General features: G+C 65.9%; 18 protein-coding genes and 1 pseudogene. 16 read left to right on the top strand and 3 right to left on the bottom strand.

Annotated elements, in window-relative coordinates; genetic code table 11:
- Positions 1 to 5 precede the first annotated feature (5 nt).
- The 3 genes from NG697_RS17710 to NG697_RS17720 form a co-directional block, all read right to left on the bottom strand.
- A complete protein-coding gene (locus NG697_RS17710; protein ID WP_252614801.1) occupies positions 6 to 1565 on the bottom strand; it encodes a protein kinase family protein in 1560 nt (519 codons plus the stop codon).
- 181 nt (positions 1566 to 1746) lie between these two features.
- The gene (gene murJ / locus NG697_RS17715) at positions 1747 to 3852 is read right to left on the bottom strand and encodes a murein biosynthesis integral membrane protein MurJ (RefSeq protein WP_252614802.1); all 2106 of its coding nucleotides are present in this window, start codon (positions 3850 to 3852) and stop codon (positions 1747 to 1749) included.
- A 92-nt stretch (positions 3853 to 3944) separates the two neighbouring features.
- Positions 3945 to 4493, bottom strand: coding sequence for an NUDIX hydrolase (locus tag NG697_RS17720; protein ID WP_246848665.1), 549 nt, complete (start codon positions 4491 to 4493; stop codon positions 3945 to 3947).
- 159 nt (positions 4494 to 4652) lie between these two features.
- Here NG697_RS17720 and NG697_RS17725 point away from each other — a divergent pair, with 159 nt between their 5' ends.
- From NG697_RS17725 to NG697_RS17800, 16 genes and pseudogenes are all read left to right on the top strand, one after another.
- A complete protein-coding gene (locus tag NG697_RS17725; RefSeq protein ID WP_252600862.1) occupies positions 4653 to 6161 on the top strand; it encodes a CCA tRNA nucleotidyltransferase in 1509 nt (502 codons plus the stop codon).
- Positions 6158 to 6742: a histidine phosphatase family protein gene (locus NG697_RS17730; RefSeq protein WP_252600859.1), complete on the top strand. Its 585-nt coding sequence runs from the start codon at positions 6158 to 6160 to the stop codon at positions 6740 to 6742. Before NG697_RS17725 ends, NG697_RS17730 begins: the two co-directional genes overlap by 4 nt.
- A gap of 618 nt (positions 6743 to 7360) precedes the next feature.
- Positions 7361 to 7522, top strand: coding sequence for a hypothetical protein (locus tag NG697_RS17735; protein WP_252611300.1), 162 nt, complete (start codon positions 7361 to 7363; stop codon positions 7520 to 7522).
- Between the two features lie 61 nt (positions 7523 to 7583).
- Complete coding sequence (locus NG697_RS17740) at positions 7584 to 9050, top strand: glycosyltransferase family 87 protein (protein ID WP_252614803.1); 1467 nt, start codon at positions 7584 to 7586, stop codon at positions 9048 to 9050.
- The gene (locus tag NG697_RS17745; RefSeq protein WP_252611296.1) at positions 9043 to 10482 is read left to right on the top strand and encodes a phytoene desaturase family protein; all 1440 of its coding nucleotides are present in this window, start codon (positions 9043 to 9045) and stop codon (positions 10480 to 10482) included. Before NG697_RS17740 ends, NG697_RS17745 begins: the two co-directional genes overlap by 8 nt.
- A 149-nt stretch (positions 10483 to 10631) precedes the next feature.
- Positions 10632 to 12620 (top strand): penicillin-binding transpeptidase domain-containing protein, encoded by a 1989-nt coding sequence (locus tag NG697_RS17750; protein WP_252614805.1) that lies wholly within the window; start codon positions 10632 to 10634, stop codon positions 12618 to 12620.
- A 98-nt stretch (positions 12621 to 12718) separates the two neighbouring features.
- The gene (locus NG697_RS17755) at positions 12719 to 14401 is read left to right on the top strand and encodes an ABC-F family ATP-binding cassette domain-containing protein (protein ID WP_252611292.1); all 1683 of its coding nucleotides are present in this window, start codon (positions 12719 to 12721) and stop codon (positions 14399 to 14401) included.
- A gap of 146 nt (positions 14402 to 14547) precedes the next feature.
- Complete coding sequence (locus NG697_RS17760) at positions 14548 to 15321, top strand: DeoR/GlpR family DNA-binding transcription regulator (RefSeq protein WP_252611290.1); 774 nt, start codon at positions 14548 to 14550, stop codon at positions 15319 to 15321.
- The gene (locus NG697_RS17765; protein WP_252614806.1) at positions 15318 to 16544 is read left to right on the top strand and encodes an MFS transporter; all 1227 of its coding nucleotides are present in this window, start codon (positions 15318 to 15320) and stop codon (positions 16542 to 16544) included. The genes NG697_RS17760 and NG697_RS17765 overlap by 4 nt, the downstream gene beginning before the upstream one ends.
- 27 nt (positions 16545 to 16571) lie before the next feature.
- Complete coding sequence (locus NG697_RS17770; RefSeq protein ID WP_252614808.1) at positions 16572 to 18068, top strand: bifunctional phosphatase PAP2/diacylglycerol kinase family protein; 1497 nt, start codon at positions 16572 to 16574, stop codon at positions 18066 to 18068.
- 175 nt (positions 18069 to 18243) lie between these two features.
- A complete protein-coding gene (locus NG697_RS17775) occupies positions 18244 to 19206 on the top strand; it encodes an ABC transporter ATP-binding protein (protein WP_252614810.1) in 963 nt (320 codons plus the stop codon).
- A 14-nt stretch (positions 19207 to 19220) separates the two neighbouring features.
- On the top strand, positions 19221 to 20108 hold the full coding sequence (locus NG697_RS17780; RefSeq protein ID WP_252614811.1) for an ABC-2 transporter permease family protein: 888 nt from the start codon (positions 19221 to 19223) through the stop codon (positions 20106 to 20108).
- A 20-nt stretch (positions 20109 to 20128) separates the two neighbouring features.
- Positions 20129 to 21492: pseudogene (locus NG697_RS17785) on the top strand (sensor histidine kinase).
- Positions 21489 to 22181 carry a response regulator gene (locus tag NG697_RS17790; protein ID WP_252614812.1) on the top strand — a complete coding sequence of 231 codons (693 nt, stop codon included), beginning with the start codon at positions 21489 to 21491 and terminating at the stop codon, positions 22179 to 22181. Before NG697_RS17785 ends, NG697_RS17790 begins: the two are co-directional and overlap by 4 nt.
- An 81-nt stretch (positions 22182 to 22262) precedes the next feature.
- Entirely contained in the window at positions 22263 to 23150 is an 888-nt protein-coding gene (locus tag NG697_RS17795) for an intradiol ring-cleavage dioxygenase (protein WP_252614814.1), read from the top strand.
- Between the two features lie 10 nt (positions 23151 to 23160).
- Positions 23161 to 24504, top strand: coding sequence for a M18 family aminopeptidase (locus NG697_RS17800; protein WP_252614815.1), 1344 nt, complete (start codon positions 23161 to 23163; stop codon positions 24502 to 24504).
- Positions 24505 to 25016: the final 512 nt, after the last annotated feature.

Here is a 25016-nt window from a genome sequence, read left to right on the forward strand (position 1 = left end):
TGGTCCTACTGGATCTTGATCTCCGCCAGGCGGATGCCAAAGCCATAGCGGGTCTTCGGGGCGGCCAGCTTGGGAAGCGTCTTGATGGACACGATCACGTACTGTGCCTCCACCGGCTCGGCCAGCGGCATGGTCAGATCTGTTGACGTGAAGCTGTTGGTCCCCACCAGCTTGGCTCCGTCCAATGACGGACGGTCATTGGTGAAGACACTGAGATTGCCGCCCGAGGCCCCGAGCTGAGTCAGGGTGATGGATGAAACCTTCGCCGGATTCTTCAGCTTGACGAACAAGGGCACGCCATCGGTTGCGAGGCCGCCCCAGCCCTCGGTGGCAAATTCCATGTCTGACCAGTAGCTGGCTGCGTTGCCGTCAAACGCCTTCACAAGATCCACGTCGTAGGTGCCTGCGAAGTCAAAATCCCCCTGGCGGGTGATGCTGTCGATGGCAGGCGGTGCCGCCGGCGGTGCGGAGCTCGGGTTAGGGGAAGCCGACCCGGAGTTTGGCTGGGTGGAGCCCGTCGAATTGGAGGTTGGGGCGGCCTGGGGGCCAGATTTGAATAGACTGCCCAGGTTTGTGACCGCAAAGACCAGCCCGGCAATCAACATCACGGCGAGCAGCCCGCCAACCAGCCAGCGCATCGAGCGGGGCTCACGCTCGGGCTCGTCGTCATCGTAATAGTCATCCGTCCCGCCGGAAGGCGGTACTGCGGCCGCCGGAGACACTTTCCGGGCAACCGACGGGAAGGCGCCCGCTGCGCGATCGGAGTGTTCCGGCGCTCGGGAGACCACGGGTTCGTCGTAGGATGCGTCCTGGGAGCCGTTGGAATAGTCGTCCTCAGACCACAGGGAGACCTTGGGCGAATCGGATCCGGCACCTGCCTTGGGCTCGGCCGGTCCGGAAACTGGCCGGTTCTCCGCAGCCTGCACCGGTTGCGGCGCAGTGACGTGCTGATGTGCGGCAGTGGCGCCAGCAGCGGCGGCGCCTGCTCTAACGGCCCCGGCCTTAGCAGGGCCCGACGCCGGAAGGACCGCCGGGCGGAGCGGCGGACGGGCCGGAACAACCGGGGGTACAAGCGGCGGAGCAAGCGGTGCGGCGGACCGGAATGGGTCAACCTGGCTGGGGTGATTGTCCGAATAGTTGATATATCCGGCGTCGACGTTCTCTTCGTCGTCGTACGGTTCCGGTTCGTGTGAACGCACCTGGCCGAAAATTTCGCTGCCCAGGGTATCCGTGAAGAACGGCTCGACGTAAGGTGCGTCGGAAGCGACCACGAGGTCCAACAGGTCTGCCGCGGACGTGTGGTTGGTGATGAGGTACGTGGTGGCCTCAGTGACCCCAAGGTCCAGGACCTGGACGTTACCCGGGCGCTCACCAGTAGCCACCTCGCGGGCGCTCTGGGCCACCTGTTCGGTGTTGTCCGGGCCGGCGACCAGAATGCTGACCGGTCGGTTGAGAACCTGGTCCACCCCGTCCAGCACCAGATCCTGGTCGTGTGAGGTCAATACCGTGGCTGTGACCTTGTAGCGGCCGCCGAGTACTGATCCAACGTCGATCGGGTGGGACACTTGTTCCTCCTAGACTGTCCGGGAATGCCGGCGTAGATGATGCCACCGCCGGTCAGAAACAGGCTAAAAGCCAGCCGGCGAGCCGGTCTGCGCTTGCCTGCAACTACCCCTGTTCACTGTCGATCCTAGCCGATCGGCTAGGACCGCCGTGGTCGACAGGCAACCAAAAACCGCGAGAAGATCACTTTTTTCGAGGCCGGCGTGGCCTGAAATGGGGGTTCTGTCCGGCCTGGCCCTGGAACGTGCGCCGGCCGGGAAGGGGAATCTCGTCGCGCAGCAGCCCGCCCCGCGCTGTGCCGGGCACGTCCTCTGCGGGAAGGTATCCCGCGGCGGTTTCAGTGCCCCCGCTAGACACTGCTTCAGTTTCCCCTTGTGCGCCATCAGCTGGCGCCGTAGGCGCTGCCTGGCGCTCCGGTACGGGTCCTGCGCGGAAGGAGGCGGCGTCGAATTCGCCGGAAATCCGGGGAATCAGGCCGGTGTCCACCGCGACCGTGGCGCGTTCCGGCGTCGGACGTTCCGTTCCGGAAACGTCGGCACCCGCAGCCGACGACGGCGTTCCCCCGCCGCCGGACCGTCCCGTGCCGCGTCCCAGCCGTCCCAACAGGGGGCGCATGAGGTCCCGGAGCTCGGCGACGTGGAAGACCTTCAGCAGGAAGACATAGGCAACCAGCATGATGGGTCCGACGACGATAACGGTCACCAGGGCGGCGAGCCGGTCCTTCCAGGCGAAGCCGTCGGCGCTGTAGCTGCCCATCAGCCACAGGGCACCAGCGCCCGCCATCGCAGAACCGAGCGCTGCATAACCCATCCGGATGTAGGAGTTGGCGATCCGCGGCCCGTCGAGGTGGCCCAGGAGCCGGCGCAGGAAATAGGCGCTGATGACCACCGAAAGTATATTGCCCACCATATACAGGAGGGCGATTGCGTAGATGATCTGGCCCACCGGCAGGAACTGGATCCCGAAGGCACCGGCCACATAGACCACGGCAAGCAGCAGTTGGATATGGAACGGCGTGCGGGCGTCCTCATTGGCGTAGAAGACCCGCGACATCATGAAGTTGGCGCTCATGAACGGGGTGCTGAGAGCGAGGATGGTGAGCGTCTGGGCCAGCATGACGCCGTCCTGGCGCGGACCACCGGAAAAGAACATGCCAAGCGGGCCCGCCAGCGCGAAGAGTGCCAGCGCGCCAAAGACGGTGGCCACCGCCATCGTGCGGAGGCCGTGCGAGAGGGCGTCGCGGAGTTCCGCGCGGTTGCCATCCTGCGAAGCGCGGGTCATCCGGTTAAACAGGACAGTGGCGAGCGAGAGCGCAATGATGGAGTGCGGCAGCAGGTACAGCTGGCTGGCCACCTCCAGGACTGCGTTACCGGGCAGCATCTCGGCCGCCGGATCCCCCGCTTCCTTCAGCCGGAGGCGCTCAGCACCGGGAATTGTGGCGATGCGCATGACATACAGGAACGCCAACTGCCCCACGGCGGCCGTCAGGAGCGTCCAAACGCTCAGCCTAGCGGCCTGGCCAAGGCCTACTCCGCGCCAGCCAAACCGGGGCCGGAGACCCAGCCGCAGGCGGATCACCGGGATCAGCAGGATGGCTGTCTGGGCCACCACGCCTATGGTTGAGAAGCCGGCCACAAGCAGGGTCTGGGACGGGCCCCAGTTGTCCAGCGTGTGCGGGTTCATGCGGTTCTCGCCGAAGATCCAGATGAACATGCCCAGGCCGCCAATGGCCACCAGGTTGTTCATGATGGGGGCCCACATGGCAGGCCCGAACGCACCATTGGCGTTGAGGACCTGTGTCAGCAGCGCGTAGAGGCCGTAGAAGAAGATCTGGGGCAGGCACCAGAAGGCGAACGCGACTGCCAGGGCCTTCTGCTGCGGCGAATAACCCTGGGTGGTCAATTCGATGACCCACGGAGCAGCGAGCGTGACCAGCGCGGTGAGGCCCAGCAGTAGGAGCACGGCCAGCGTCAGCAGCCGGCTGATGTAGTCCGCTCCCCTGTCCGGGGCCTTGCTCGCTTTGATGATCTGCGGGACCAGGACGGCGTTGAACACACCACCGGCCACCAGCAGGAAGATCAGGTTGGGCAGGTTGTTGGCATTGATGAACGTGTCGTTAACCGTGGAGCCGAGGCCCAGCGCGGCACCCAGCATCCAGGTCTTGCCGAAGCCCAGGAACCGGGACACCAGGGTGCCAGCAGCCATGATGGCGCTGGACCGGGTTTCACTCGCTGTTCCGCTCGGGGCGGCGGGGCCGGCTTTGTCGGAGGGGGGATTGGTAGCTGACATCGAGTTCATCGTCTCACCCGGACGCTGTTTGTACCGCAACGGACAGGCTATATGCCTGTATAGGCATATACGCAGCTTCGGCGGAGACGGCCTTAGAGGTGTTCTGGCAGGACGTCCCGGGCCAGATCCGCGATGCGCCGCTCGTTGGGGAACGAGAGCTTCCGTGCGAGTTCCTTGATGGGGACCCATGCGACGTCCACGGCTTCGTGGTCCGGATCGTTTTCGATGGTGAGTTCGCCGCCGGTGGCGCGCAGCAGGTAGTGGTGGACGGTTTTGTGGACGCGGTGCCCGCTGACAGTGAACCAGTAGTCGATGCTGCCGAGCGGGGCCAGGATGTCGCCCTCGATGCCGGTTTCCTCGGCAATCTCGCGCACTGCTGCCTGCTCGTTGTCTTCCTTGCCTTCCGGATGGCCCTTGGGAAGGCACCACTCCAGCCGTCCGCCCCTGTTAAGGCGGGCAATGATCGCAACCCTTAGTTCGCCGTCGGACGTGTCCACCACAACGCCGCCGGCGGAAATTTCCTCCACCGTGGGAAGCGAGGCCGGGGCCGAGTGCAAGGCAGGCGCGACGTGGGCACCAATTGCCGACGGCAACGGTGCGTTTGTCCTCCTGCCGGGAGCGCTCGGTACGGGATGGGCCATGGAGTCCACTCTAACGACTCTTGTCCGATCATGATTACCGGAACATGACATCAAAGTGGACTGCGTATGACGCACTTTGAGGGGCTGCAGGCGAATAGGAGCGATCTTGAGGAGATTTTGGCCTGCCAAGCCGCTGGTTTCTGACAAGCTTAAGTAACTATGGCGCACGCACATCACAAGATTGATTCCAACACCGTCGATTTCCAGGTTGACCCGGTGGTCCTGGAGCTCGGGCAGCGCTTTGTCGACGCCGGCCACGAGCTGTCCCTGGTGGGCGGTCCGGTACGGGATCTCTTCCTGGGACGCGCCTCGCCGGACCTGGACTTCACCACGGACGCCACGCCGAGCCAGACAGTTGCCCTGATCAAAAAGTGGGCGGACAACTTCTGGGAGATCGGCCGGGCCTTCGGGACGATCGGGATGCGGAAGGCCGGCTTCCAGATCGAGATCACCACGTACCGGGCCGATGCTTACGATCCGGAGTCGCGCAAGCCCGTGGTGGCCTTCGGCACCTCCCTGACCGACGATCTCCTGCGCCGCGATTTCACGATCAACGCCATGGCCCTGCGGCTCCCGTCGCTTGAACTCATTGATCCGTTCGGCGGCGTCCGGGATCTCAACGCCGCCGTCCTGGCAACGCCCGCTTCACCCGAGGCCTCCTTCTCCGATGATCCCCTCCGTATGATGCGCGCCGCCCGGTTCGCATCGCAGCTGGGCATCTCCGTGCACGACGACGTGCGGCTTGCCATGAGCCAGATGGCCGAGCGGATCAAGATCATCTCGGCTGAACGGGTCCGTGATGAGTTGGTCAAACTCATCTGCGGTGCCCACCCCCGAGTCGGTGTGGACCTGCTCGTGGAAACCGGCCTCGCCGAGTTCGTGCTGCCTGAGGTGTCCGCCCTGCGGCTGGAATCTGACGAGCACCACCGCCACAAGGATGTCTACCAGCACTCCCTTCAGGTCCTGGAACAGGCCGCTGCCCTGGAAACGGACGCCGACGGCGCGTTGCCGGCTCCCGACTTTGTGCTGCGGTTCGCAGCACTGATGCACGACGTCGGCAAGCCGGCTACGCGGCGCTTCGAACCGGGCGGCGCGGTCAGCTTCCGGCACCACGACATGGTGGGATCCAAGCTCACGGCAAAGCGGATGAAGACTCTCCGCTTCGACAACGACACCATCAAGGCCGTGGCCCGGCTGGTGGAGCTGCACATGCGTTTCTACGGTTACGGTGACGCCGGGTGGAGTGATTCGGCCGTCCGCCGCTACGTTACGGACGCCGGCCATCTCCTGGAACGGCTGCACCGGCTGACCCGCTCTGACGTCACCACCCGCAACCAGCGGAAGGCCGAACGGCTCGCCTTCGCCTACGACGACCTGGAAGACCGGATCGCCGTTTTGCGCGAGCAGGAGTCTCTGGACGCGGTCCGGCCCGATCTGGACGGCGCCAAAATCATGGCCATCCTGAACCTCAAGCCTGGTCCCGTGGTGGGCCGTGCCTACAAATTCCTGCTGGAGGAACGGATGGAACACGGACCCCTTCAACCGGACGATGCCGAAGCGAGGCTGCTCGCCTGGTGGGCGGAGCAGCCCGAGGCAGCACCCCCGGTTCCGGAAGCAGCAGAGCCTCCCGCCGCCGTCGAACTTTCCCCGAACGAGGAGTCCAAATGATTAACCCGATGACCGCGCCCCGCCCCCAGCTCTGGATCCTGCGCCACGGCGAGACCGAGTGGTCCAAGAGCGGGCAATACACCGGGCTCACCGACCTGCCCCTGACCGTGGAAGGCGAGCAGCAGGCCGTGGAGGCCCGAAAGGTGCTGGACCAGGTGGACTTCGACCTGGTCCTGACGTCCCCACTGCGCCGCGCGCGGCGCACCGCCGAACTGGCAGGTTACCCTGACGCGCAGCATGAGCCGCTGGCAGTGGAATGGAACTACGGCGACTATGAGGGCATCAGTTCGGACCTGATCCGCAAGGACAACCCGGATTACCTGATCTGGACGCATGGTGTGCCCAACGGCGAGACCCTGGACGAAGTGGCAGCCCGCGCCGACAAGATTGTGGCCAGTGTGCTGGAATCCGGCCTGGACAACGTGCTGATCGTGGCGCACGGGCACTTCTCCCGGATCCTCACCGCGCGCTGGCTGGAACTGCCGCCCGCCGAAGGCCGCCATTTCATCCTGGGAACCGCGAAAGTCTGCACGCTCGGCTGGGATAAGCGGACACCGGCCATTGTCCGCTGGGGACTCTAACGGCGCATTCATAAACTTTCTTGAAAAACTTTGCTAATTAAGTGGCGCATTGCTCTATTCGTAGGGTAATTTTATTCCTGACCCCAGAGCGTCTTTGCCGGGGTCGCGGCGCGCGTTGTCCGGCTAGTCAGCCGAGGCGGCGGAATAACGGAAAAGGAGGTTGGGAAAAATGATTACTTTGACTAGCGGATGGAAGATGACCATCACCGCGAACCCGGCCTCTGCTGCTTTTGCGCGCCGTCTTAACGGAGTGTCTGCCTCCTAACCTTCTTGCAACTGATGACGCCCCCGCGGCGGCGTCACTTGCAACGAGGTATATCCAGGCCACTTCCTTCTCGGATGGCTCGCGCTAGTGGCTCGCTCTAGGCGACGCCTGCTGGAAGTCTCCTGTCGGCGCAGCTTCAGGGCTGGTCCTCGCGGCGACGCGGCATCCCCATAGTTCGGAACTCAGCTTCTTTGTTGGGGTCTGCACCCGCCGCTGCAAGTAGGGTCCTTCTTCGCATTTGCGAACAATTCATAAATACCGGGCATTTCCCTGCCTAATTATGCCGTTATTGCTCTGGCACTAAATGGCCTTAATTGTCATGCCCAATTTTACGCCGAAAGGAGGTGACCACCATGATCAAGAGAATCAAGAAAGCATTGTTCTCCCTGCGGCGGCCTGTCCGGAATGATCGTCCTTTCCGGGATGGCCGCCGGGAATTCAACGGGCAGCTCCTGGACCGGCGGCGCGAAGAGGTTTTCGTCCTGTTGCACCAGCAGATGGGCGGTATGAACTGAAGGCTAGTGCCGGATATCAAGTCCGGTCCGGCGGGGCAGCGTCCCGGGTAAGCTCTCAGACATGCAGGAGACGAAGCCACCGGCGCACCCACGGCGCGCCCGCTTGGTTGTTCCGAGCCGCAGCGACCTGCTGCTGAAGAACTTCACGGAACTGATCGGCGGGCCGATGGGTGCCCGGTCGGCGCCCGGCCTCGTCTCCCCCGGCGTTTTTACCGTGGAACGTGTCCTGATCATCTTGACCGTCGTGGCGGCGCTGGCCAGCCTCGCCATCAAGGGCTACTGCCGGGCCAATGGCTGGTCGAGCCCCGGCCAGTTCTATTCCACGTGCTATTCCGACTTCCCGGAATTCTTCCGCAACCGAGGCCTGGGGGACGGCACGTTCCCGGTCCTGAGCCCGGGATCTCTCTTTGAAGACCCCGTCCTGATGGGACTCATTGCCGGGGTGACTGCCTGGATGGTCCCGGGCCAGGGCATCAGTGACGCGCGGATTCTTGGCTACTTCGACGTTAATGCCACTCTGGTTGCAGCCGTATGGATTATCACCGTGCTGGCTACGGCCCGGATCTCACAGCGGCGCCCCTGGGATGCGGCCATGGTGGCGCTGGCACCTGGCATCGTGCTGGCCGGAACCATCAACTGGGACATGTGGGCCGTGGCGTTGTTGGCGCTGGGGATGCTGTGTTTTTCGCGGGAAAGGCTGGTCCTCGCCGGCACCCTGATCGGCCTCGCCTCAGCGACGAAGCCCTATGCCGCCCTGATTCTCGGAGCCGTTCTGCTGCTGGCCCTGCGGACCGGGCGGATCCGCGCGTTCGTGGTTACGGCCGTTGCCGGCGCCGCGGCCTGGCTGGCCATTAACGTGCCTGTTGCGGTCTCCAACCCGTCCGGCTGGGGGTACTTCTTCAGGTTCACCGAGACGAGGGAAGCCGGCTACGGGTCGTTATGGTTCGCGTACAACCTGGTGGCCCGGCGCCTGCGCTGGCCGGTGCTGGATCCCGCAACCATCAACTGGCTGGCCCTGGCTGTGTTCCTGCTGGCCTGCACCATGATTGCCGCGGTGGCGCTGACAGCAGCACGCCGGCCGCGGCTGGCCCAGTTGGCGTTCCTCATCGTGGGTGCTTTTGTCCTGACCAGCAAGGTCTATTCGCCACAGCATGTCCTGTGGCTCATCCCGCTGTTGGCGCTGGCCCGGCCGCGGTGGCGGGATTTTCTCATTTGGCAGGGCGTTGAAGGCCTGCACTGGGCAGCCGTCTGGATGTACCTGGGCCAGGTGGCCAGCCAGGGCCCGACCCAGCACAATATTGACATGCCCTACTACGTCCTGGCCGTGGCAGCACATATGCTTGCAACGGCATATTTGATGTTTCGGGTTGTATGGGACATCTACGATCCGGACTACGATCCCGTCCGCCGCCATCGCCTCGATGATCCACAGGGAGGGCCGTTCGACGGGCTCCCGGACTGGTTGCGGTTCAGCCCCCGCCATCCCTCGCACGCGGTGCTCCCTTGGCGGGCGAAACACCATGCCTGACGTCGCCGTCGTCGGGTCCGGACCCAACGGTCTGGCTGCAGCCGCCGTAATGGCGCGCGCCGGCCTCTCCGTCGAAGTCCACGAGGCGGCGGACACCATCGGAGGCGGTACCCGCACCGCCGAACTGATGCAGCCGGGGCACCTCCATGACATCTGCTCGGCCGTGCATCCCATGGCGCTGGCATCACCCTTCTTCCGCGACTTCGAGCTGGCACGCCGGATAGACCTGGTGGTCCCGGAGCTTTCATTCGGATCACCGCTCGACGGCGGACGGGCGGCCCTCGGATATCACAGCCTCGAACGGACGGTCCAAGGCCTGGGCCGGGACGGCGACGCCTACCGCCGGCTTCTTGGCCCGCTGGTTGACCGCATTGACGGCGTGATGGATCTGACGCAGCACCAGCTGATGAGGATCCCCCGGGATCCCCTGGCGGCGGCGCTTTTCGGGCTGCGGACACTGGAGCAGGGATCGCGGCTGTGGAACGCGCGGTTCCACGAGGACCTTGCGCCCGCACTGCTCAGCGGCGTGGCCGCCCATGCGGTTTCGCAGCTGCCCTCGCTGGCCTCTGCAGGCGCCGGGCTCATGCTCACCGCACTGGCTCACGCCCAAGGCTGGCCGATTCCGCTGGGCGGATCGGCCTCCATTGCGGCCGCGCTGGAGGCCGACATCCGTGCCCACGGCGGGGTGATCCATACGGGGGCGACGATCGAGAGCCTCCAACAACTCCGCGGCGCGCGGGCCACTCTGCTGGACGTGGCCCCACGGGGCCTGCTGAACATTGCAGGCGACAGCCTCCCGGCCAGGTACCGGCAAGCCCTGGAGGGGTTCCGCTATGGGAATGGTTCCTGCAAAGTGGACTTCATCCTGTCCGGACCCGTTCCGTGGGCAGCAAAGGAACTGGGGGACGCCGGAACGGTGCACGTCGGCGGCACGCGTGCTGAACTTGCCCGTGCCGAGAACGAAGTATCCGCCGGGAAACACCCGGAACGCCCTTACGTCCTGGTGGCCCAGCCATCACGGTTCGACACGGGCCGGGCGCCGGCCGGCCGGCAGATCCTGTGGGCATACTGCCATGTGCCTGCCGGATCAACCCGCGACATGGGCGAGGCCGTCACCGCGCAGCTGGAGCGCTTCGCGCCCGGGTTCCGGGATGTGGTGATGCAGGCCCGGGTGACTACTGCGGCGGAACTGGCCAGCTACAACCGGAACTACGTGGGCGGGGACTTCAGTGCCGGCATCATGGATGTGCGCGGACTTATCCAGCGCCCTGTGGTTTCCAGCGTTCCATGGCGGACGCCGGTGCCCGGCGTGTATCTCTGTTCCTCCTCTACGCCGCCCGGCCCTGGGGTAACGGGCATGCCAGGGTTCTTCGCCGCGAAACATGCCCTTAAGGACATATTTGGTCTTGGGGTCCCTTCGCTCGGCCTCTGAACCCCGCCTCTATCCCGGCGCGAATGGACACTTAAGCCCCTGGCAGCGGTCCTCAAGTGTCCTTTCGCGCAAATCATTGGGGCGCCAAGTGTCCGTTCGCGCGGGATGGGTGACAGCAAGCGCGTTCCAAATCGGGGCATAATAGCGCCGTGGGGAACTCAAAGAAACTATCGCTTGCCATAGCTGGACTCATCCTCGGCGCCTCCTTGGTTGCCTGCGACGACGGCAGAGGGGGTGCCGAAAGCGCGGCCAAGCAGTTTGCGTCCGCTCTTTCCACGCTCGACGTCGGCTCGGTCGCCTTTGATGGCAAGGACTCCCGGGTGGCCAAGCAACAGGTCCAGGACGTTTTCAAGGCCCTGGAGCCGGACAAGCCCACAGTGGCGACCGGCGAGCTCACCCTGGACGGCGACACTGCAACCGTCCCGCTGGACTACACCTGGAAAATCGGCACCGGCGAGTGGAAATACACGGTCTCCGCAGAGTTCACGAAGTCAGGGGACAAATGGTTCGCGGTCTGGAACCCGGCAGCTCTGCTCCCCGGACTCGCCGACAACGAAATCCTCAGCAAGGGCACCCAGTCGCCGCAACGCGCCGACATCCTGGGCGCAGGTGACGCGAAGCTGGTCACGTACCGTCCCGTGGTCAACGTGGGGATCGACAGACTGCTTCTGGGATCCGCGGACGCCGCCACGTCAGCCACCAAACTGGCCGAACTGGTGGGCGTGGATCCCGCCGCCTACGCCCAACAGGTTGCGGCCTCCGGCGCCGAGGCGTTCGTCCGGGCCATCACTCTCCGTGATGAGGGCCGCACCGTCACGGACGCGCAGATCACGGCCATTCCCGGTGCCCGCGCCATCCCGGAAGCCCAGCCGCTGGCACCCAGCCGCACATTCGCAAGGGCAGTCCTCGGCACCGTCGGCGAGGCCACGGCCGAGCAGATCGAGGCGTCCGACGGCGTCCTGACCGCCGGCGACGTGACTGGCATCGGCGGGCTCCAGCAGCAGTACGACGCGCAGCTCCGCGGCACAGACGCCGTGGTGATCCGTGCCCAGCGGGCCGACCTGACCCGCGAACAGATCCAGGCCGCCGGAACGGATCCCCGCAGGGTGGTCTTCGAGATGGCCCCGACACCGGGCACGCCGCTGAAAACCACCCTTGATCCGAACCTCCAGTCACTCGCCGAGAGCACCCTTGCCGGTGTAGGTCCGGCGTCGGCCATCGTGGCGCTCCGCCCCTCCACGGGGGCCGTTCTCGCCGCGGCCTCAGGCCCGGGAAGCAACGGCTACAACACGGCCATGCTGGGCCAGTACGCGCCCGGGTCAACCTTCAAGATCGTCGATTCGCTTGCCATGCTCCGCAACGGCCTGACGCCCGATTCGAAGGTGGAATGCACACCCACCCTTACCGTGGACGGCCGGACGTTCAAGAACGCGGAAGGTTACCCGGAAACGTCTCTGGGGTCCGTGGCACTCCGCGATGCCTTTGCCCACTCGTGCAACACGGCGTTCATCGCTGCGCGCGACACAGTCACTCAGGCCCAGCTCGAGGCTGCTGCCGTCGCCATGGGCGTGGCGGTGGAGGCCCCCGCGCTGGGCGCCGCGGCCTTCCTGGGGTCCGTTCCGGGCGACGCGGCGGGCACCGAACATGCCGCCTCGATGATCGGCCAGGGCAAGGTGCTCCTGTCCCCGCTGGCAGCGGCCATCATGGCCGGTTCCGTGGGCAAGGGATCCCCCGTCTCACCGCAGCTGGTCCTGAACCCCGACGCCGGGGCTGCCGCGGCAGACACCTCCGACGAGACGACCGCGGAGGGCGCGTCGCCGTCGTCGACCGTTACGCCGGAGGCACCGTCCAAGGCGTCCGGCCAGCCCATCACCGCCGCCGAGGCCGCGGCGCTGTCCGACATGATGCGGGCTGTAGTCACGTCCGGCCACGCGGGTTTCCTGTCCACCGTTCCGGGCGCGTCGGTGGGCGCCAAGACCGGCACGGCGGAGTTCGGCAAGGAGAACCCGCCCAAGACGCACGCCTGGATTGTGGCCGTCCACGGTGACATGGCGGTGGCCGTGTTCGTCGAGGACGGCGGCCTCGGAGCCACCACGTCCGGGCCGCTGCTCAAGCAGTTCCTGACCGCCGCCGGCTAGGTCCCCCAGTTTTGTCTAGATAATGCGCGCCGAACTGCCTCGAAGGCCGATTATCTGGACAAAAACCCGGGTAGGGCGGGCGTGGGAAGATTGATGGCGTGGCCCACATAGACATTTCCGGCATTGACTACTTCCTCTCCGATGGCACCCAGCTGCTCAACGGCGTGACTTTCAAGGTCCCGGACGGTACCAAAACCGCCCTGATCGGCCCCAACGGCACGGGCAAGACCACCCTCTTCCGGATCATTTCCGGCGACCTCGTACCGGACGAAGGTGTGATCGGGCGCTCCGGAAACATGGGCATCATGCGCCAGTTCGTGGGCCAGGTCCGGGACGATTCCACCGTCCGAGATCTGCTGGTATCCGCCGCTCCGCCGGCCCTGGCCGCCGCGGCCAGGGAGGTGGACGAGGCCGAGCTCGCGATGGTGGAGCAAGACAACGAGCCCAGCCAGATGCGGTACGCGCAGGCCATCGTGGACTGGGGAGATGCCGGCGGTTATGACGTGGAGACTGTCTGGGACGAGGTCTGCATGGCCGCGCTGGGACTGCCCTTTGACCGCGCACAGCACCGCCCGGCGTCGAGCCTTTCCGGCGGCGAGCAGAAGCGGCTGGTGCTGGAGGCCCTGTTTGCCGGACCTGACCAACTCCTGCTCCTGGACGAGCCGGACAACTACCTCGATGTGCCCGGCAAGCGCTGGCTTGAGGACAAGCTCAACGAGTCCAAAAAGACTGTCTTCTTCATCAGCCACGACCGCGAGCTGCTCAACAATGCCGCCGGCCGCATCGTGACCCTTGAGCCGGGCATCAACGGAGCCGGCGCCTGGGTGCACGGCGGCGGCTTTGGCTCCTACGTGGACGCCCGCGCTGACCGGAACGCCCGCTTCGAGGAGCTCCGCAAGCGCTGGGACGAGGAGCACGTGAAGCTCAAAGAACTCGTCAATATGTACAAAAACAAGGCCGCCTTCCGCTCCGACATGGCCAACCGCTACCAGGCCGCCCAGACTCGCCTGGCCAAGTTCCTCGAGGCCGGCCCGCCGGAAGCATTGCCGATCGAGCAGAATGTGCGCATGCGCCTGAAGGGTGGCCGGACCGCCAAGCGGGCCGTTGTGGCTGAGAAACTGGAACTGACCGGGCTGATGAAGCCGTTCTCCACCGAGGTGTGGTTCGGGGACCGCGTGGGTGTGCTCGGCTCCAACGGCTCCGGCAAGAGCCACTTCCTGCGCCTGCTCGCCACGGGCGGGACGGACCCGGAACGGGAGCACCTTCCCGTGTCCGACGTCGATATTGCTGAAGTGCCGCACGAGGGGACCGTGAAACTCGGCGCCCGTATCCGGCCCGGCTTCTTCGCCCAGACCCACGTCCGGCCCGACCTCCTGGGCAAGACCCTGCTGGAGATCCTGCACCGCGGCGACGAGCACCGGTCCGGCCTGGGCCGGGAGGCAGCCGCCGGCGCATTGGACGGCTACGGCCTGGCGTCGCAGTCGGAGCAGAAGTACGAATCGCTCTCTGGCGGCCAGCAGGCGCGGTTCCAGATCCTGCTGCTACAGCTCTCCGGCGCCACGCTCCTGCTGTTGGATGAGCCCACGGACAACCTGGACCTGCATTCGGCCGAGGCACTGGAAAAAGCCATCGACCACTTCGAGGGAACCGTCCTGGCAGTCACCCACGACCGCTGGTTCGCCCGCACCTTCGACCGGTTCCTGGTGTTCGGTTCCGACGGCCGCGTCTACGAATCCGCCGAGCCTGTGTGGGACGAAAAGCGGGTTGAGCGCGCCCGCTGACGCTCTCTCACTTCCTGCAGGTTTCCGGCCGACGCTCTCTCACTTTCTTGAGGAGAGTGAGAGAGCGTTGGTGATTTTCCTGCGTTAAGTGAGAGAGCGTCGGGTGGTGCTCTGTGCATATGATCATAAATTGCTATCATATGAGCATGAAGACTGAAGAGCGGCACCGCCTGATCGGGGAGCTGCTTCGCCACCAGGCCGAAGTCTCGGTGGAAGAGCTGACCCAGGCGTGCGACGCATCGGGCGCCACCATCCGCCGCGACCTCGAGCTGCTCGCATCGCATGGAGTGCTGCGTCGGGTCCATGGCGGTGCCAGGAGCCTCATTGCCGGCGGCGAAAACCCGGGCTACGGCCAGCGCGAACTCGAAGACCAGGGCGTGAAGGCCAGGATCGCCGCCGCCGTGGCAGGCCTGCTGGGAGATCGCGAACACGTGTGGCTGGACAGCGGCACCACAGCCACGGAAATTGCCCGCGTCCTCCGTGGGCGCGAACTGACGCTGATGCCCATGTCCATGCGCTCCCTGACGACGGTCACCGACGACGACCCGCATGCCGGCCAGCGTCCCGCCCTGCTGCTCCCGGGCGGAAGCCTGGTTCCCGGCGAGCTCTCCTTCCGCGGCCCGCTCGCGGAAGCCAATATCCGGTCCCTGCGCTTCGACACGGCGGTGGTCACCCCCTGCGCCCTGAACCTCAGGGACGGTCTCCTGGCCCATGATTTGGAGGACGCCGCAGTGAAGCGGGCCGGACTCGAATCCGCGGCGCGGGTGATTGTTGCCTGCGCCGGCGCCAAATGGAATGCCACCGCGATGGCCCTGGTTGCCCCCTTGGACGCAGTGAACGTGATAGTTACGGACAAAGACCTGAGTGCGGACGAACTCGCACACCTCAACAAGATCTCGGTGGAAGTAGTCAAAGCATGAGCATCAACACCAGCACGACGGCCGGACCGTCCCTCAGGGCAGCAGCCGCCGCCACTTTTGTGGTCTTTGGAATCAACGGCTTCGTCTTTGCCAGCTGGGCCGCCAGGATCCCCGCCGTCACCGAGACGCTGCACCTGACCTCCGGCCAGATGGGCACGCTTCTGCTGTGCATCGCCGTCGGCTCACTGCTGGCCCTTCCGACGGCGGGACTTGTGGTGGGGAGGATCGGCACCGCCAACGCGGTGCGGGCAGGCGCCCTGCTGTCAGCCCTGGCCGGGGTAGGCATTGCCCTTTCCCTGTCGGCGGAATCGGTCCCGGGCACTGCCGTTTCGCTGTTCTTCTTCGGCATCGGCGTCGGGCTGTGGGACGTTTCCCAAAACATTGAAGGGGCGGACGTTGAGCACAAGCTTCGGCGCACCATCATGCCGCAGTTCCATGCGGCCTTCAGCGGCGGGGCCTTTGTGGGGGCGCTGATTGGTGCGGGCCTGTCAACGCTCGGCGTCGGCCTGCCGTTGCACCTGCTGGTCATCGCCGGTGTGGTGGTGGTTGTAGCCCTCGTGGCGCCCCGCTATTTCCTCCCCCACGCGGCCCAGGCCGCTCCGGTCGAGGGTGAACCGACGGCTGTGAAGGGGCCATCGGCCTGGCGTGACAGCCGCACCCTGCTGATAGGCGTTGTGGTCCTGGGCGCAACACTCACCGAAGGCGCCGGAAACGACTGGATCGCCAAGGCCACTGTTGACGGGCTGGGCAGTTCGGAATCCACCGGTGCCCTAATGTTCGCCTTGTTTGTCCTGGCAATGACGGCGATGCGGCTCTTCGGCGGCCGTGTGATCGACACCTACGGCCGCGTTGCAGTGCTCCGGGCCAGCATGGCCGCGGCCACGGCGGGTCTGTGCCTGTTTGTGCTCGCGGGGAACATCTGGCTGGCCGGGGTTGGTGCTGCACTGTGGGGCGTGGGCTCAGCGCTGGCCTTCCCCATGGGAATGTCAGCCGCCGCCGACGATCCGAAGCATGCGGCCGCCAGGGTTTCGGTTGTATCCACCCTGGGGTATGTTTCCTTCCTGGCCGGCCCGCCGTTGCTTGGCTACCTGGGCGACCTCACGGGAATCCATCTGGCACTGCTCGCGATCCTCGCCCCGATCCTGGTGGCACTGCTCCTTGCCGGCGCCGCGAGGCCATTGGCCTCCAAGCCCCAGTTCTCCAAGGTCCTGCCCTCCAAGTAGGGAACCCACCGGTTATAGGGTGGGGAGATGTACAGACTGTGGCGCAATGGACCGGGCTGGATCAGCCGCTTTGATCGGCATCTAGTCCGCGGCGTGTCGTCGTTCCCGGGTGGAAACCACGATGAGTTTTTCCGGCGCCTCTCCGCCTCCGCCACCCACGGCAAGCTGTGGATCGGGGCAGCGGCGATCATGGCCGCCTTCCCCGGCAGGCCCCGCCGGGCTGCCCAGCACGGGCTGATCGCCCAAGCGGTGGCATCGGCGGTGACCAACGTGGTGTTCAAGACCCTGTTGCCGCGGGCACGCCCGCTCCCTGAGCATCTGCCGGTTTTCCGGTTCGTCCATCCGCAGCCCACCAGCTCGTCGATGCCATCGGGGCATTCGGCCTCCGCTATCGCCTTCGCGCTCGGCGCCGGCCTGGTCAAGCCGGTTGTCGGTGCGGCACTTGCGCCGGCGGCGCTGGGGGTGGCCTACTCCCGCGTCCACACGGGGGCCCACTGGCCCTCGGATGTGTTCTTCGGTTCGGCGATCGGCGCAGGGGCGGCGCTGGTGACCCGTAAGTGGTGGCCCGTCCGCCCACCGTTTCCCGGAGTATCGCGCACCGCAACCCAAGCCCCGGAGCTGCCGGGCGGTGAAGGTCTCAGCATCGTGGTGAATACACTGGGCGGCTCCTTCACGGAACAAACGGCAGGCGCACTTCAGGAAGTATTCCCGAAGGCGCATATAAAAACGGTAGAGCTGGGAGAGAGCCTGGAGGAGGCCATACAGGCCGCCGTCTCCCGCCCGGGTACCCGCGCCCTGGGCGTGTGGGGCGGCGACGGTACCGTTGGCACCGCCGCCGCAGCCGCCGTCGAACGTTCCCTTCCGTTGCTGGTGCTCCCGGGCGGAACGCTCAACCACTTCGCGCGGGACACAGGGACTGCCAACCTGAAGGACGCTGTGGCAGCCGCGGCCGCGGGTGAAGCCGCGCGGGCCGACGTCGGCATGGTGACCGTCGAGCGCGGGCTGGCGGGCAACCCGGAAACGGCTGACCTGGTCATGCTGAACACGGCAAGCATTGGCCTGTACCCCAACCTGGTCCGGCGCAGGGAGCAGTTGCAGCCGGCCCTCGGCAAACCGCTGGCCGGCGTGGTGGCAATGTTCCGGACGTTCGCCGCGGGAACACCCACCACCCTGACCGTGGACGGTGTCCGGCACAAACTCTGGATCGCGTACATCGGACGTGGGCGCTATTACCCCCGGGACCACGCGCCCCTGTCGCGGCCGGTGCTGGACGATGGCGTCCTGGATGTCCGCATGATCACCGCCGACGAATCCTTTGCCCGGCTCCGGCTCCTGTGGTCGGTGCTGACCGGCACGGTGGCGACCTCCCGGATCACCCATCTGCGGGAGGCAACCGAGGTCCGGATTGAGTCGGAGGGCTCCCCCCTGGCACTGGCGGTCGACGGCGAGGCGCTGGCGGGCGTGCGCAGCGTCCGGATCCGGGTGGAACCGCGTGCCCTGACGTACTACTCGCCCCGCACCTAAGGCGCCTGCGCCCCCTGAGGGGACCCCTGATCATCCGTGCGGACTACCCTGATTCGACCCTGAATCATCCCTGAGACAGGCGAAATCCGGCCGAGCCGTCGGTAGCGTGGAGCGTACACACGAAAACTTCGCCGCATCCCGCAGCCACCAGGCTGCTGTTCTAAGGAACCTTTCCATGATTGAGGCAACAGGCCTGTCAAAGGTCTACGGCAGCAAAACGGCGGTTGACGGCGTCAGCTTCACCGTCAAAGCAGGGCAGGTAACGGGCTTCCTGGGCCCGAACGGTGCCGGCAAATCCACCACCATGCGCATGATCATGGGACTGGACCGGCCGACGTCGGGCACGGTCACCGTCAACCGCCTGCACTACGCCGATCACAAGGCCCCCCTGCACCAGGTGGGTGCGCTGCTGGACGCCAAGGCAGTCCACACCAGCCGCAGCGCCTACAACCACCTGCGGGCCATGGCGGCGACGCACAACATTCCCACTTCCCGGGTGCATGAAGTCATCGAAATGACCGGCCTGGAGGCAGTGGCGCGGAAAAAGGCAGGCGGTTTCTCGCTGGGCATGGGGCAGCGCCTGGGCATTGCCAACGCGCTCCTTGGCGACCCGCAGACCCTGATCCTGGATGAGCCGGTCAACGGCCTCGATCCGGAAGGTGTGTTGTGGGTCCGCAACCTGGTCCGCTACCTCGCCGGGCAGGGCAAGACCGTCTTCCTGTCCTCACACCTCATGAGCGAAATGGCCCAGACGGCAGACCACCTGATCGTGATCGGCCGCGGCAAAATCATTGCGGACGCCCCCGTGCAGGACATCATTGCGGGCACCCGCCAGGTCAAAACCCTGGTCCGCACATCCGCAGCCACCCAGCTGTCAGCCCTGCTGTCCGGCGATGGCGTGACCGTGGACCAGGGCCAGCCCGAAACCCTGGAAGTAACAGGCCTGGACGCACGCCAGATCGCCCAGGTGGCACTGGACAACCGGGTGCTCGTCTACGAACTCACCCCGCAGCAGTCGTCTCTGGAAGACGCCTACTTCGACCTCACCAAGGACGAAGTGGAATACCACTCACACCTGACCGGTGGACCCGCCGGCGAGTTCGCCCCGGAAACCGCCTCGGCAACGGCAGGAATGTAAGGACGATGACCACCATGACTGAAACCCAAACTTCCCGGGTCCGTTCCACCGCTGGTACCAAGGGCGTGACCTTCGCCGGTGTGCTGCGGTCCGAATGGATCAAGCTGTTCTCCCTGATGTCCACGCGCATCCTGCTGCTCCTGACCCTGGTGGCGATTATCGGCGTCGGGGCCCTCGCGGTCCTGATCCGGTTCTCCTTCCTGGACGAAATGGCACAGCAGGCCCGGGACCAGGGCCAGACCCTGACGCCGGAAATGATGTCGCAGACTTTCCCGCCAGGATCAGGCTTTGACCTGTACAACCTGCCCAATGCAGGCCTGCAGATCGGCATCCTGGTGCTGGGCTCGCTGGCTGTCCTGTTCATCTCCTCCGAGTACGCCACGGGAATGATCCGTTCCACCATGAACGCCGTCCCGCGCCGCACACCGGCCTTTGTGGCCAAGGCAATCCTGCTCGCCGTGATCTCCTACGTCATCACCACCATCGCCGCCGTGGCCACGTTCCTGATCGCCATGCCGGTCTTCCAGGGACTGGGCTTGGACCTGGACTGGTCCACGGACGGGGTGCTGTACAGCGTCTTCACGGGCGGCCTCTACGTTGCCGGGGTGGCCCTGATCGGCCTGTCGCTCGGCGCACTGCTGCGCAACTCCGCGGGCGGAATCACCGTGCTGGTGGGCCTGTTCTTCGTCCTGTCCATTGCGGCGAGTTTTATGACCTTCATCCCCGGTGACTTCTGGAAGTATGTGCCCCAGTACCTCCCCAGCGACGCCGGCGGACGGTTCCTGTCCATTGGTCACACCGACGGCGTCATCGATCCCTGGCAGGGCGGCCTGATATTCCTGGGCTACGTTCTGCTGTTCCTGGTACCGGCCATGATCGTGCTCAAGAAACGCGACGTCTAGGCGGACACTAGGCTCAGAGCATGAATGAAGCGGCACTCGTGAGGGACGTGCCGGCCAGCCAGGCCGACGCGTCCCTTGCCGAGATCACGGCCAAGCGCCGCGGCCTGCTCCGGCGCTACCTATACCAGCATCCCCGGGTGATGGACGGTGTGGTGGTGTTCAGCTACGCGCTTCTGGTGGCGCCGACCGTGGTGGACGCGATCATCTCCGGCGCCTGGCTGGCGGCGGCGCTCCTCTTCGTGGTCGCCGGGGCCCTGTTCTTCCGGCGTTCCCACCCCGTGGCGTTGGCTGCCTTCGTCGCGGTGATGGAAGTGGCCGTCACGCTGCTGCACCCGTGGGGCTCCAATGTCTCGGCGGGCCTGTGGTTCTCGCTGTATGCCGTGGCCGTGGTGCACACGCGCCGGTTCGCGCTGGTGGCCATGGCCGCCGCCACGGCGCCGCTGGCCCTGCTGTACCTGCTGGCCGCCGTCGGTCCCATGGAGAATTCCTTCGTCCACGATGCCGACGGCAATCCCGGCGACTTCCACCTCCTGACCAGCATCGCCACCGGCGCCACCATCGCCCTGTCCAACGTCATCGCCACCGGGATCGGCATCTCGGTGCGGCAACGGCGGGAGCACGAGCAGGAGATCGCCGCGTGGGCGGCGCGGACGGCCAGCCTGGCGTCCGTCAACGAACGCAACCGGATCGCCCGCGAAATGCACGACGTCGTGGCGCACTCACTGACTGTGATGGTCAGCCTCTCCGATGGCGCCGCCGTCGTGGTCCGGAAAAGCCCCGACCGCGCCGGGGAAGTGCTTGGTGAACTGTCGCGGACCGGCCGGACCGCCCTGGCGGACATGCGGCGAGTCCTGGGCGTACTCCGGGACGACGCCGGCGGGACCGCGCCACGGCAGCCGCTCGCTTCCGGCGACAGCCTGGCGAAGCTCCTGGAGGGCTTCCGCACCGCGGGCCTGCCGCTGCACTACTCGCACACAGGCCCGGCGCTGCCCGACGACGCGGCCTTCCAGCTGACGGTCTACAGGATTGTTCAGGAGTCACTGACGAATGTGCTCCGCTATGGCCGGTCGCTGGGGCGTGGGGACGTGGGGATCGTCCGGGCCGGCTCCACGGTCACCATTGAAGTGCTCGACGACGGCGCGGGAGTCCCGGGTCCGGGCACCTCCGACGGCGGCGGGCCGGGTTCAGGACTCCCAGGCGCCGGCGTCGGGCCCGGTTCCGGCCAGGGGCTGGCGGGGATGCCGAACGGGCGCGCATCTACGCAGGCACCGTGGTGGCCGGGCGGCGCGGCCGCGGCTGGCGCGTATGTGCCGTCCTGACCTGGCCGGCCGACGAGCCCGCGGAAACCCCACAACCGTTCATCTCAACTGCAAGGCACACGTGACTGAAACCCAACCCATAACCGTCCTGCTGGTTGATGACCAGCCGCTGCTGAGGATGGGGTTCCGCCTCATCCTCGAGGGCGAGGAAGACCTGCATATTGTGGGCGAGGCCTCCGACGGTGCCGAGGCGGTCCGGCTGGTCCGCGACCTCAAACCCGACGTGGTGCTGATGGACGTCCGGATGCCCGTGCTGGACGGTATCGAGGCAACCCGCGCCATCACGGCCTCCGGATCCTGCGCCCGGATCATTATCCTCACCACCTTCGATGTGGACGAATATGCGTTTGCCGGGCTCCAGGCAGGCGCGTCCGCCTTCCTCCTCAAGGACGTGGCGCCGTCGGACCTGGTCAATGCCGTCCGGGTGGTGGCCAGCGGGGATGCCGTGGTGGCCCCGCGTGTTACGCAGCGGCTGCTGGAGACCTATGTCCGCGGTGCAGCCGTGCCGGCCCCGTCCGCCGCGCCGCGGGATTCCCTGCTCGAAGACCTGACGCCGCGCGAAACAGAAATGCTCGAAGCCATGGCGGAGGGCCTTTCCAATGCCGAGATCGCGCACCGGTATTTCCTCTCCGAAGCAACGGTGAAGACCCACGTCCGCCGGATCCTCACCAAGCTCCACCTGCGCGACCGGGTCCAGGCAGTTGTTTACGCCTACGAGACAGGCCTGGTGGTCCCCAGCAATCCGGATTACTGACGCTGGCGCGGCCTACTGACGCACAGGTTCTGCACAGGAAGGGCCTATGCAGGGGATAGGCGGGGCGCGTTGGATGGAGCCATGAGCAACCACCTTCCCCACCCCAACCACGACCGAGGCCTTGAGTTTGATCTGTCCACCATGATCAGCCGCCGTTCCCTCGGAATGTTCCTCGGCGCCGGCGGTGCGGCAGTCGCTTTGGCAGCTTGCACGCCCGGCGGGTCAGGCACCACAGCCGGGACGTCGACGTCGGCCGCCACTGCCACAGCCACCGCAAGCGCCGCCACTACGACGGCGACACCCGCCGCCAGCCCCACGCTCACCCGGGCGATCGCGGAGTGCGGCGTGGAGATTCCGCAGGAAACTGCAGGTCCTTACCCCGGTGACGGCTCCAACGGCCCCAACGTCCTGGCAGCCTCCGGGGTGGTGCGGCAGGACATCACCTCAAGCTTCGGAACCGGGTCTGCTTCGGCTGAAGGCGTGCCGCTGACGTTCACCCTGACCCTGCTGGACAACGCCAACGGCTGTGTACCCCTGGCCGGCGCGGCCGTTTACGCCTGGCACTGCGACCGGGACGGCAGGTACTCCATGTACGATTCCGGACTCGCAAACGAAAACTACCTCCGCGGCGTCCAGGAAGCGGACGCCAGCGGCCAGGTCACCTTCACGTCCATTTTCCCCGGAGCCTATCCCGGCCGCTGGCCGCACATCCACTTCGAGGTGTTCGAGTCCATGAGCAACGCCACCGCCGCCGGACAGGTGCTGGCGGTATCGCAGATCGCCCTGACGAAGGCCGCCTGCGACGACGTCTACGCCACTCCCGGCTACGAGGCCAGCATCGCGAACATGAAGCGGACTACCCTGCAGTCGGACAATGTCTTCAGGAATGACGGCGGTATCTACCAGCTGGCCACCATGATCGGATCGGCTTCGGCCGGCTACACCGCCGGGCTCAATGTGACCATCTAGACTCGGAACCATGCCTTCGCCTTCCGCTGCCGCCGCCTCCAGTGCCGTTGACCACATCCAGGACCTTGGCGCGTATGTCAGCGCATCGCCGTCGAGCTTTCACGCCGTCCACGAGGCCGCCCGCCGGCTGGATGAAGCCGGGTTCACCGGCCTGGACGAGCGTGAGCCCTGGGCCGGCGGGGCTGGTTCGTTCTACCTGGTCCGCGACGGCGCGCTGATCGCCTGGGTGGTCCCGGAAAATGCCGGGCCCACCACAGGGTTCAACCTCCTTGGCGCGCACACGGATTCCCCGTCCTTCAAGCTCAAGCCGCAGCCCACCACGGGAGCGTTCGGCTGGCTGCAGGCCGGGGTGGAGGTCTACGGCGGGCCGCTGCTCAACTCCTGGCTGGACCGCGAACTTCAGCTGGCGGGCCGGCTGGTCATGCTGGACGGCACCGAACACCTCACCGCCACCGGGCCCATGCTCCGCTTCCCGCAGCTGGCCATCCACCTTGACCGTGCCGTGAACGACGGCCTGACGCTGGACAAGCAGCGGCACATGAACCCTGTGTGGGGCCTGGGCGATCCCGCCGATGTTGACCTGCTGGCGGTTTTGGCATCGCATGTGCCTGGCGGCGCTTCTGTTGATCCGGCGCGGATTGGCGGGTACGACGTCGTTATTGCAGACACGCAGCCACCCGCGGTTTTCGGGGCCAACAGCGAGTTCTTCGCCTCCGGGCGCCTGGACAACCTTTCCGCGACGCACGCAGGGCTGGCGGCGCTGATCGCGCATTCTTCTGCTGCGTCTGGCGGCGCGGCCGGTGGGCCGATCGGCGGCGCCCCGATCGCCGTCCTCGCGGCGTTCGACCACGAGGAAATCGGCTCCAACTCCCGATCCGGCGCGTGCGGGCCCATCCTCGAAGACGTGCTCGTGCGCGTCTCCGACGGCCTCGGCGCAACGGTGAGCCAACGGCGGCAGGCGCTGGCGGCGTCGTTCTGCGTTTCCGCGGACGCCGGCCACGCCGTCCACCCCAACTACCCGGAGCGGCACGATCCGGCCAACCACCCGGTCCTGAACGGCGGCCCGCTGCTGAAGATCAACGCCAACCAGCGGTACGCGACCGACGCGCCGGGCGCGGCATTCTGGGCCAGACTGTGCGGGGAGGCGAAGGTGCCGTACCAGGAATTTGTGTCCAACAATGTGATGCCCTGCGGCTCCACCATTGGCCCGCTGACCGCCACGCGCCTGGGGATCCGGACGGTCGACGTCGGCGTGCCCCTACTCTCGATGCACTCCGCCCGCGAGCTCTGCGGCGTGGCGGACCCGCACCGGCTGGCAACGGTCACGGAGCTTTTCTTCCGGACGGCGGTGTAGGCAGGTTCTAGGTTGCCGGCTTCAGGGCCGTCCACCAGACGGCAACGGCCCGGGCTGCACTCATAGTCCACGTGGCCGTGCCGCTGGCTCCTGCTGTGGCCTGAACGTGGCCGGCCAATTCGGCTATCTGACCCAAAGACGGGATTGTCGATGGAGGCAGTTTTCTCCACTTGGAAATCAACCTGAAGTCCCTTATGCGCGCTAGCCCAGATACAGCGGTCAAATCCCTAAAATATGGGCGGAATGAGAACCCCTATACCTAATATTCGGACCGGCGGCCAAACCCCTGTACTTGGGTAGGAAGCGTATATCCGGCGCTCAAAAGTGAGTACCTGCCACTGGTGACAGGCGCCTCAGGCCAGCCATAGGCTCATCTTCACGGCCAGAGTCGAAGGCTAAATGAGAGCTGGGGCCAGAGACCAGACCCATGACCGGATGTAGCGCTAGTGCCGCGCCCGACTTCCGAGCCGAGTGCGGAGTTGACTAAATCCGCAAGCGTCATGAAGTGGTGA

The sequence above is a fragment of the Pseudarthrobacter raffinosi genome (assembly GCF_023913835.1).
Lineage (GTDB): Bacteria > Actinomycetota > Actinomycetes > Actinomycetales > Micrococcaceae > Arthrobacter > Arthrobacter raffinosi.

Coding starts and splice junctions, on each gene's coding strand:
- NG697_RS17725 (WP_252600862.1), top strand. CDS start 4,653: ATGGCGCACGCACATCACAAGATTGATTCCAACACCGTCGATTTCCAG.
- NG697_RS17720 (WP_246848665.1), bottom strand. CDS start 4,493: ATGGCCCATCCCGTACCGAGCGCTCCCGGCAGGAGGACAAACGCACCG.
- murJ (WP_252614802.1), bottom strand. CDS start 3,852: ATGTCAGCTACCAATCCCCCCTCCGACAAAGCCGGCCCCGCCGCCCCG.
- NG697_RS17740 (WP_252614803.1), top strand. CDS start 7,584: ATGCAGGAGACGAAGCCACCGGCGCACCCACGGCGCGCCCGCTTGGTT.
- NG697_RS17780 (WP_252614811.1), top strand. CDS start 19,221: ATGACTGAAACCCAAACTTCCCGGGTCCGTTCCACCGCTGGTACCAAG.
- NG697_RS17775 (WP_252614810.1), top strand. CDS start 18,244: ATGATTGAGGCAACAGGCCTGTCAAAGGTCTACGGCAGCAAAACGGCG.
- NG697_RS17760 (WP_252611290.1), top strand. CDS start 14,548: ATGAAGACTGAAGAGCGGCACCGCCTGATCGGGGAGCTGCTTCGCCAC.
- NG697_RS17730 (WP_252600859.1), top strand. CDS start 6,158: ATGATTAACCCGATGACCGCGCCCCGCCCCCAGCTCTGGATCCTGCGC.
- NG697_RS17765 (WP_252614806.1), top strand. CDS start 15,318: ATGAGCATCAACACCAGCACGACGGCCGGACCGTCCCTCAGGGCAGCA.
- NG697_RS17770 (WP_252614808.1), top strand. CDS start 16,572: ATGTACAGACTGTGGCGCAATGGACCGGGCTGGATCAGCCGCTTTGAT.
- NG697_RS17795 (WP_252614814.1), top strand. CDS start 22,263: ATGAGCAACCACCTTCCCCACCCCAACCACGACCGAGGCCTTGAGTTT.
- NG697_RS17735 (WP_252611300.1), top strand. CDS start 7,361: ATGATCAAGAGAATCAAGAAAGCATTGTTCTCCCTGCGGCGGCCTGTC.
- NG697_RS17800 (WP_252614815.1), top strand. CDS start 23,161: ATGCCTTCGCCTTCCGCTGCCGCCGCCTCCAGTGCCGTTGACCACATC.
- NG697_RS17745 (WP_252611296.1), top strand. CDS start 9,043: ATGCCTGACGTCGCCGTCGTCGGGTCCGGACCCAACGGTCTGGCTGCA.